The following is a 9,905-nucleotide window of genomic DNA, read 5'->3' on the forward strand; positions in this document are numbered from 1 at the left end:
GGCCACGGCGGGGCGGGGCGCTTCCACCTTGGGACGCGCCACGGGCGCGGGCAGGCGCGAGGGCAGCGTCACCGGCTCCACGCGGCCATCCATGCGCAGGCGGGCATGGCGGCCGGTGCGGTACAGCCGCGCGGAGGCCTCCGTCGGGTGGGGCACCAGCCGACGGTGTTCCTCTTCCTCGGCCTTCCATAGGCCTCGGGGCAGACCCGCGCCCGCCAGGGCCAGCTCTCCCACCACGCCCTCGGGCACCGGCTGTCCGGAGGAATCCAGCACCCACGTCTGGAGGCTCTTCGGGATGCGCTCGCCCGGCGCGCGGGGGAGCAGCGCGCCGTCGACAGCACCGCCGGACAGCCACACGTCCACGCCCGCGGTGCGGTGCAGCGCCGACGCCAGCTCCGACGACGCGTCCTCCAGCACCAGCGCACCCACGGAGCCCAGGGACTCACGCGCTCCGGGCAGCTCCGTCAGTGAACGCGCGAGCCGGGCCGACGTGTGTACCAGCACCGCGCCGGACTGCTTCGCCAGCGAAAGGAGGCTCTCCACGCCCTGGCCGCTCTCCACCAGCACCTGCTCCTGGCGCGCGACGCCTTCGTCCTCCAGCAATTCGCGCACCCGGGCCAGCCGGCGCAGGCCCTCCAGCACCACCGGCGTTTCGAGGCCGAAGTCGATGAGGGCCGCCACCTCATCCACGTCCGCGCCCTGCACATCGCGCAGGCGCTTCAGGCCGCTCTCCATGGAGCCGACCAGGCCCGTCATCCGCGCGTGGTGCTCGAAGGTATGCTCCAGCAGCGCGTTGATGTCGTCGGGCGACAGCTTGTTGATTTCACCCTGGTAGCCCTGGGCCACCAGCAGCGACGTGACGATGTCCGTGGAGCCCCGGAAGTAACCCAGCAGCGGCTGGCGCACGACGCGCCACACCTCCGCCTCGTCGTCGCCCAGGTACGTGTGCAGCATCACCGTGATGTGGCCCCGGCCCGGGTGGCCGTTGCGCCGCCACGCCTCGCGGTAGAGCGCCACCTTCGGCTTCAGCTCTTCCAACGAATGAGACATCAGGCCCGTGAGCACGCCCGCGCCCAGCTCGCCCGCCAGCCGGAACGTCTCCGGGTTCGCCGTCGCGGTGAGCCATACCGGCAGCTCCTTCTGCACGGGCTTCGGACGCAGCGCCAATTCCACCGTCGTGCCCGCTCCCGCAGGCCGCGTCACCTTCTCGCCGCGCCACAGCGCGCGCAGCGTCTTGAGGTTCTTGAGCAGGATGTTGCGCCGGTCCTCGTAGTTGCCCGGCGCGAAGGTGAAGTCGTGCACGTGCCAGCCGGTGGCCACCGACATGCCCACGCGGCCCTGCGACAGGTTGTCCACCACCGACCACTGCTCCGCGATGAGCAGCGGATCATGCAGTGGCAGCACGACGCTGCCCGAGCGCAGGCGCAGGTTCTTCGTGACGGTGGCGATGCCCGCGGCCACGACGGCCGGCTGCGGATAGAGGCCGCCGAAGGAGGCGAAGTGCCGCTCTGGCGTCCACACGGCGGAGAAGCCGTTTACGTCCGCGAACTTCGAGCCTTCGATGAGCAGCTCGTACTTCGGCCCTGTGAGGGTGTCCTCGTCGTTGGCGAAGTAGATGAGGCTCAGGTCCATCGCCTTCGCCCGCCGCCCGGCTCCTCCCAGGTTCACCAGCCGCGCCGTCACCTGCTCCGACGGGAACACCACGCGCATCCCGCGCGAGAGGGCCCAGAGCGCTTCCAGGTCCGGACGGTCCGCCGCGGCCTCGCCCGCGGCCAGCCATGCGCCGCCGTCCTTGGGGGCCAGCCGCGCGTCCAGCGCGAGGAAGAACTCCGCCAGCTCCAGGTGGCCCAGGGCCCACGCGGGCTGACCCGCGCCCATGGGCAGCAGCCACGCCAGGGTGTCGGCACTCCCACGACCCGATACCGCCGGGGTTCCGGCATCGGCGGGCGCGGCGACGTCTTCCACGTACAGCGTGCGTGAGGCCTCCACGCGCATGGAGGCGACAAGCTCGCGAGTGGTGACGAGCGCCGGCACGCGCGCGCCCTCGGGGGCGTAGAGGGACACGCCGCCCAGGTCCGTGGGGCTCAGCGCGACCACCGCGCCGCCGGCCTCCAGCACCGCCCACAGCGCGATGAGCTTCTCCGGAGAGGGCCGCAGGCTCACGACCACGGGTGCGCCGTCCTGCACCCCGAGCGACCGCAGCCGCTCCGCCAGCGTCCGCACCTGGGCGCCCAGTTGACTCCAGGTCCAGTGCACGTCACCGCGCGACACGGCGACGGCGTCCGACTGACGGGCGCGCCGGTCCGCGAGGAGCGCGGGCACGGAGGTGAAGCCGGCCACGGTGCGGGGATTCGGCCACGCGCGGCGCTCGGACTCGGTGGACAGCGGCAGGTGGGAGACTTGCGTGTCGGGCTGGGAGAGCGCCGCGGACAGCAGCACCTGGAAGTGCGCCATGAAGCGCTCGGCGAACGCGGCGTCGAACAGCTCCGTCGCGTACTCCAGCACGCCGTGGAGGCGGCCGGGGGACTCGGAGAGCACCAGCGTGAGGTCGGCCAGCGTGCCGCCCCACTGCACGGGCGTGCCGGGCACCTCCACCAGCGAGCCGCGCATCCCGTTGAGTTCCAGCGTCATCCCGCCCGCGCTGGCGCCGGAGTGGAAGACGAACACGGAGTCGGCCATGCGGCCCTTGCCGATGTCCTTGCCGGGCACGAGCGCTTCCACCAGGTATTCGAAGGGCACGTCCGGTCGCGACTGGGCGTCCGCCACTTCCTCGCGCACCTGGGCGAGCAGATCACGGAAGGTCAGGTCGGCCGAGAAGCGGGTGCGGAACGCGGCCGAGTGCGCCACGTAGCCGATGAGCGGGAAGAGCTCCGGCCGGGTGCGGTTGGCGATGGGCGTGCCGACGATGAGGTCCGTCTGGCCGCTGTAGCGGTGCAGCAGCGTCTGCCATGCCGCGAGCACGGTCATGTACGGGGTGAAGCCCTCACGCTTCGCGAAGGCGGACAGTTCCCGGGCGAGCGCGGATGGCATCTCCATGGTCATGCGCGCCGAGTTGAGCGTGCTGTGCGCGGTGCGGGGCCGGTCGGTGGGCAGGTCGATCTGCCGGGGCATGCCGGCCAGCCGCTGACGCCACCACTGCTCCTGCTCCGGCAGGCGCGCTTCGGCAATGCTCTGGCGCTGCCACTGGCCGAAGTCCGCGTACTGGATGGGCAGCGGGGGCAGGGGGGACGGACGGCCTTCGATGAAGGCGTCGTAGAGCTGGCCCAGTTCGTGGACGAAGAGCGTCACGGACAGCGTGTCGCAGACGATGTGGTGGATGCCGACCACCAGCATGTGCACGTGCGTGTCCAGGCGCACGAGCGTCGAGCGCATTACGGGCCCCTGGACGAGGTCGAACGGCGCCGCAGCGTCCTCGCGGGCGATGCGCAGGGCTTCGGCTTCGCGCGTCTCCAGCGGCCCCCGGAGCTCCACGCGCGTGAGCGGGATGTGGACGTGGTCGTGGAAGCGCTGCACGGGCCGGCCGTCCACCGTGTCATAGGTGGTGCGCAGGGCTTCGTGCCGGTGGACGATCTCCTGGATGCCACGCTCCAGCACGTCGGCGTTCACGACGCCTTCGAGCCGCAGGACGAACGGGATGTTGTACGCGGACAGGCCGGGCAGGTGCTGCTCCAGACGCCAGACGCGCTCCTGCACGAAGGACAGGGCCAGCTCCCGGGTGCGATCGAGCTTCACCAGGGGCAGCTCCACGGACACCCGCGCCTGGGGGGCCTGGAGCAGCAGGGGCTCCAGGCGTTGGGCGATGCCGGCGACGGTGGGGGCCTCGAAGAGCGCGGCGAGCGGAAGCTGCACGCCGAAGGTGTCACGCACCTGGTTGAGCAGTTGGGCGGCTGTCAGCGAGTTGCCGCCGATTTCGAGGAAGTTCTCCTCGCGGCCGACGAAGTCCAGGCCCAGGCGCTCGCGCCACAGCGCGGCCACGCGTTCCTCGACATCGCCACGCGGCGCGTCCTCGCGGCCCGCGGGGACGGCGACCGGGGCCAGGGGTTCGGAGGCGGTGTGCGCGGAGAGTCCCGGCAGCAGTGGACGCGCGGTGTCATGCGCCACAGGGGAACTCGAGCCCGTGGGCTGGAACGCCCCCTCATGGAGCGACTGCGCGATGCCGGGCACGGACACCGGCGGCGGCATGGCGCCGGCCGTCGAGGCCTGGAGGTGCGCGGACGGCGGGTCCGCGTGCACCGGGGCTTCGGTGGGTGACAGTGTCACCGTAGCCACGCGGCCCATGGGCGCCAGCGCGGCGGGGCCCGATCCGGTGGTGGGCACTCGGCCAGCGAGGGGCGCCGACGCGAAGGACGAGGTTTCACCCGTGGATGCGACCTCCGTGGACGGCGACGAAGTGCCATGCGCCCCGGACGTGGTGACAGGCGGAGCCGCGAAGCCTTGAGCCGGAGCCGTGACGGTCGCCCCGGACACGGTCTGCGGCGCACGCACGGGCGCGCTCGGCGGTTGGAACAAAGAGGGCAGGGCGCGGGCTCGCGCCTGGACCCAGACGTCCTTCTCCTGGAACGCGTACGTCGGCAGGTGCAGCCGCAGCCGCTGCTCGTGCGCGTAGAAAGCGCTCCAGTCCACGGCGACTCCCGCGCTCCAGAGCTCGCCCACGCCCTGGAGCCAGCCCTGCTGCTCCGTCGTCGTCCCGCCCCGCCGCAGCGTGGCCAGCGCGCGCACCCGGTCGCGGTCCTGCCCCAGGCTCGCGCGCACCAGCGGCGTGAGGTCCTGGCCGGGCCCCACCTCCAGCAATACCTCGCAGCCCGCTTCCAGCAGCGCGCCCACCGCGTCGGTGAAGCGCACCGGCTGGCGCATCTGCTCCGTCCAATACTCCGGCGCCGTGAGCTGCCCCGGCCGCGTGAACGTGCCCGTGAGGCTGGACGCGTAGCGCACCGTCGGCTCCGAGCGGTGGAGTGAAGCCACCACCCGCGCCAGCTCCGGCATCAACGGCTCCACGTCCGCCGAGTGGAACGCATGCGGCGCGGGCATCCGCACCGCGCCTGCTTTGCGGCGCTCCAGCTCCTGCTTCAGCCGCTCCACTTCCTCCACCGGCCCGGACACCACGCACCGGTCCGGCGCGTTCACCGCCGCGAGCGTCAGCCGGCCCGTCAGCAGCGGCACCACCTGCGTCTCCGGCAGCGCCACCGCGAGCATCGCCCCCGGCGGCATGCGGTGCATCAACTCCCCGCGCGCCACCGCCAGGCGCATCCCGTCCCCAAGCGACAGCACGCCCGCCACGCTCGCCGCCGCGTACTCCCCGAAGCTGTGGCCCAGCACCGCGTGCGGCGCCACGCCCAGGTCCTTCCACAACCGCGCCAACGACACCTGCACGCTGAACAACGCGGGCAGCGCCACGCGCGTGTCCGCGAGGCTCGCCGTGACGTCCGCTCCCTCCGCCGGACGCAGTAGCTCCGACACCCGGGCACGCAACGGCGCCTCCATCAACGCGAGGCACGCGTCCAGGTGCGCGCGGAACAGCGGCGAGGTTTCCGCCAGCTCGCGTCCCATGCCCACCTGCTGCGCTCCCTGGCCGGAGAACACGAACGCCACGCGCGGTGCGCGGTTCGTGCCCTTCGTCGCGGACGCCGGCTTCTGGAGCTGCCTGGCCAGGTCCTCCGCGTCCTTCACCACCAGCGCGCGGCGGAACTCGAAGACCTTGCGGCCCACTGCGTGCGTGAAGGCCAGGTCCGCCAGGGACAGATCTGCCCCACCGGCCTGCGCGTGCGCGTCGAGCCTACGGGACGCCGCCTCCAGTGCCTCGGGCGTGCGCGCGGACAGCACGACAAGCTGGTGGGAACGCGTGGTGGATCCACTCTGCCGCATGGGTGCTTCCTCGAGGATGGCGTGGGCATTGGTGCCACCAATGCCGAACGAGCTGACCGCGGCGAAGCGGGGCGTCTCACCCCGGGGCCACGAACGCAGGGCGGTGTTGACGAAGAACGGGCTCGCCGCGAAGTCGATCTGCGGGTTGGGCCGCTCGAAGTGGAGGCTGGGCGGGATCTCGCCGTGGTGCAGCGACAGCGCGACCTTGATGAGCCCCGCGAGGCCCGCCACCGTGTCCAGGTGGCCGATGTTCGTCTTCAGTGACGCCAACGCGATGGTGCCCTGGTGGTCCGCACCCAGGCCATACGCGCGCGTCAGCGCCGCCACTTCAATCGGATCGCCCAGCGGCGTCGCGGTGCCGTGGGCCTCCACGTAGCCAATGGCTTCCGGTGACACGCCGGCCTTCATCATCGCCTTCGCGACGACCGCCGCCTGCCCCTGCACGCTGGGGGCGGTGAAGCCGGACTTGTGCCGCCCGTCGTTGTTGATGGCCGAGCCCCGGATGACGGCGTAGATGGCGTCGCCATCCCGCACCGCGTCCTCCAGGCGCTTGAGCACCACCGCCCCCACGCCGTTGCCCGCGAGCGTGCCCTGTGCCTTCTCGTCGAAGGCGCGGCAGTGGCCGTCCGGCGAGAAGATGAGTCCTTCCTGGTGCACGTAGCCCGTGCGCTGAGGGACGGACAGACGCGTCGCGCCCGCGAGCGCCACGTCGGACTGGCCCACCTGGAGGCTCTGACAGGCCAGGTGCACCGCGACGAGGCCGGTGGAGCACGCGGTGTAGAGCAGTGTGCTCTCGCCCGTGAGCCCCAGCTTGAAGGACGTCTTCGTCGCCAGGCTTTCGTGCGTGGCGGTGCCGTGCAGCTCCATGTAGGAGGCGGCGTCCAGCGGCATCGACTGGCGCACGGCGTCCGCGTAGCCAGAGCTCGTGGCGCCCGCGTACAGCGAAATGGCACCCGGGAAGCGATCCGGATCCACGCCCGCATCCTCCAGCGCCTCCCAGGCCGTCTGGAGGAACAGCCGCTGCTGCGGATCCGTGAACTGGGCCTCACGTAGGGGCATGTCGAAGAAGGAATGGTCGAACTTCTCCACGCCTTCGATGACACCGCCCGCCGCGACGAAGGCCGGGTGGTGCCACAACTCCAGCCCGTCCGGCAGTCCGGGCAGGTGCTCCAGCTCTTCCGGTGTGAAGCGGCTGACGGACTCCACGCCGCCGCGCAGGTTGCTCCAGAACTCCTGCACCGACATGGCACCGGGGAAGCGACCCGCGATCCCGATGATCGCGATGGAGCCGGAGGTAGCGGACTTCTGCGCCTCGCTCGGACGGTGCGCGGGCGCCGGCGTCACGGGTTCGGAGGAGGCCGAGAGGCCTGCCGACTCGCGCTCCAGGCGTCGGGCCAGGTCATGCACGGTGGGGTGCTCGAAGAGCCACACCACGGGGACGTCGCGCTGGAGTTCCTCGCGCAGGCGCGCGGCGATCCGCACCACGGACAGCGACGTGCCGCCCAGATCCTCGAAGAGCTGATCGTGCACGCCTACGCGGTCGGCGCCCAGCTCGCGGGCGAAGACAATGGCCATCCGCTGCTCCAGCGGATCGGTCGGTTCCACGAAGCGGCCCTGACGTCCGGTGGACACGGCGTCCGGCGCGGGCAGGGCCTTGCGATCCACCTTGCCGTTGGGATTCAGGGGCAGGGTGGCCAGCGTGACGAAGGTCGACGGCACCATGAACTCCGGCAGCCGCTGCCGCAGGCCCGCGCGCAGCGACGCGGTGTCCAGCGGGTGTCCTTCCCGGGGCAGCAGGTAGGCCACGAGCCGCTTGTCGCCGGGCACGTCCTCGCGCACCACCACGACCGCTTCCTGCACGGCGGGCAGGTGGCGCAGGGCGGCCTCCACCTCCATCAACTCGATGCGGAAGCCGCGCACCTTCACCTGGTGGTCGGCGCGGCCCAGGAACTCCAGCACCCCGGTGGGGAGCCAGCGGACCATGTCGCCCGTGCGGTACAGCCGCGCGCCGGGCGTGGTGCCCTGCGCATCCGGGATGAAGCGCTCCGCCGTCAGGTCGGGGCGTGACACGTAGCCCCGCGCCAGGCCGTCTCCGCCGAGGAACAGCTCCCCCGGCACGCCCACCGGTACCGGGCGCAGCCGCGCATCCAGCACGTAGGCCTGCGTGTTGGAGAGCGGCGCACCGATGGGCACCGACAGCCCCGGCACCACCTGCTCTGGCCGCTCCACCGTGTAGGTGGACGCGACGACGGAGCACTCGGAGGGCCCATAGCCGTTGGTGATTTGGACGTGCAGCGCCTCCAGGGCCTTGCGCACGTGGGGCGCCGAGACGATTTCGCCGGCCACGTTCAGCTCGCGCATGCGCCGGAGGATGTCCATCCGGTGTTCGGCGAGCTGCGCGAAGAGTCCGGACGGCAGGTGACCGAAGGTGACGCCGTGGCGCTCCACCACCCGGGCGAGCGCGTCCATGTCGCCCGCCACGGCCTGGGCCGGGAAGATGACGAGCCGGCTGCCATGCAGCAGCGGAAGCCACAACTCCAGCACGGAGCCGTCGAAGGAGATGGGCGCGAAGAGCAGCGTCGTGTCGGCGGTGCCGAATCGCGCGTACGGCATCGCGTGCATCAGGCGCAGCAGGCCCCGCTGTTCGTTGGCCACGCCCTTCGGTCGCCCGCTGCTGCCGGACGTGAAGATGACGTAGGCCAGGTTGCGCGGGCCCACGTCCACCACCGGCGCGGTGACGGGATGGGCGTCGAGGGATAGCTCCTCCACCACGAGGCACGGCAGGGAGGCGTCGGGAAGGGGCAGCCGTTCCCGCAGGGCGCGCGTGGTGAGGACGAGCTTCGGCCGCGCGTCCTCCAGCATGAAGGTCAACCGCTGCGCGGGATACGAGGCGTCCATCGGCGCGTAGCAGCCGCCTGCCTTGATGACGCCGAGCGCGGCGACGACGAAGACCACCGAGCGCTCCAGGCACAGCGCCACCAGCACGTCCGGCCCCACGCCGCGGGCCCGCAGCTCATGGGCGAGCTGGTTGGCCCGGGCGTCGAGCTGCGAGAACGTCAGCCGTTCGTCCTCGGACTCCACCGCGATGGCGTCCGGGTACCGCGCGACCTGCGTCGAGAACATCGCCGCGACGGTGCTGTCGGCGGGGTAGGGGTGGGCGGTGTCATTCCAGTCGACGAGCACCTGCTGGCGCTCGGCAGGCGTGAGCCAGGGAAGCTGGGCCAGCGGCACGTCCGGGCTCGCCACCGCGGCCTCCATCAACACGCGCAGGTGACCGGCGAGCCGGACCATCGTGTCGCGGTCGAAGAGGGCGGTGCTGTACTCGATGAAGCCGCGAAGGCCATCCGGGGCTTCCGCGAGCACGAGGCCCAGGTCGAAGCGCGCCGCGGCCGTGTCCACGTCCAGCATGCGCAGCGTCAGTCCCGGAACCTCCAGCGTTCCACCGGGCGCGTTCTGGAGCGCGAAGAGGGCCTGCACCAGCGGCGTGCGGCCCAGGTCGCGCTGCACTTGAAGCTCTTCCACCAGCTTCTCGAACGGCAGGTCCTGGTGCTCGTAGGCCGCGAGCGTCGTGTCCCGCACCTGCGTCAAGAGCGAGCGGAAGGACGCGTCCGGATGGATGCGGGCGCGCAGCACCAGCGTGTTGATGAAGAAACCGACCAGTCCCTCCAGCTCCCCCTGGTTGCGGCCCGCGATGGGTGAGCCCACCAGCAGGTCTTCCTGCCGGCTGTAGCGCGACAGCAGCAGTTGCCACACGGAGAGCAGCGCCATGAACGACGTGGCGCCTTCCTGCCGCGCGAGCGCGCCCAACCGCTCGCTCAGGACGCGGGGCAGGTGCAGGGGCAGCAGTGCTCCGCGAGGGGAGCGCTGCGTGGGGCGCGGCTTGTCGGTGGGCAGGTCCAGGACGTGCGGCGCGCCTGCGAGTTGGTCCTTCCACCACGCGACCTGCTTCGCGAGCACGTCGCCCTGGAGCCAGCCGCGCTGCCAGGAGGCGAAGTCGGCGTACTGCACGGGCAGGGACGGAAGCCCGTGAGGCTTCCCTGTGG

Annotated in this window: 1 protein-coding gene; it reads right to left on the reverse strand. The window is 71.8% G+C overall.

From position 1 onward, the window contains the following. Positions 1 to 9,905 (reverse strand): non-ribosomal peptide synthetase/type I polyketide synthase (locus D7V88_RS34090; protein ID WP_120544789.1); only part of this gene is annotated, 9,905 nt, incomplete at both ends.

Source organism: Corallococcus terminator (assembly GCF_003611635.1).
GTDB classification, from domain to species: domain Bacteria; phylum Myxococcota; class Myxococcia; order Myxococcales; family Myxococcaceae; genus Corallococcus; species Corallococcus terminator.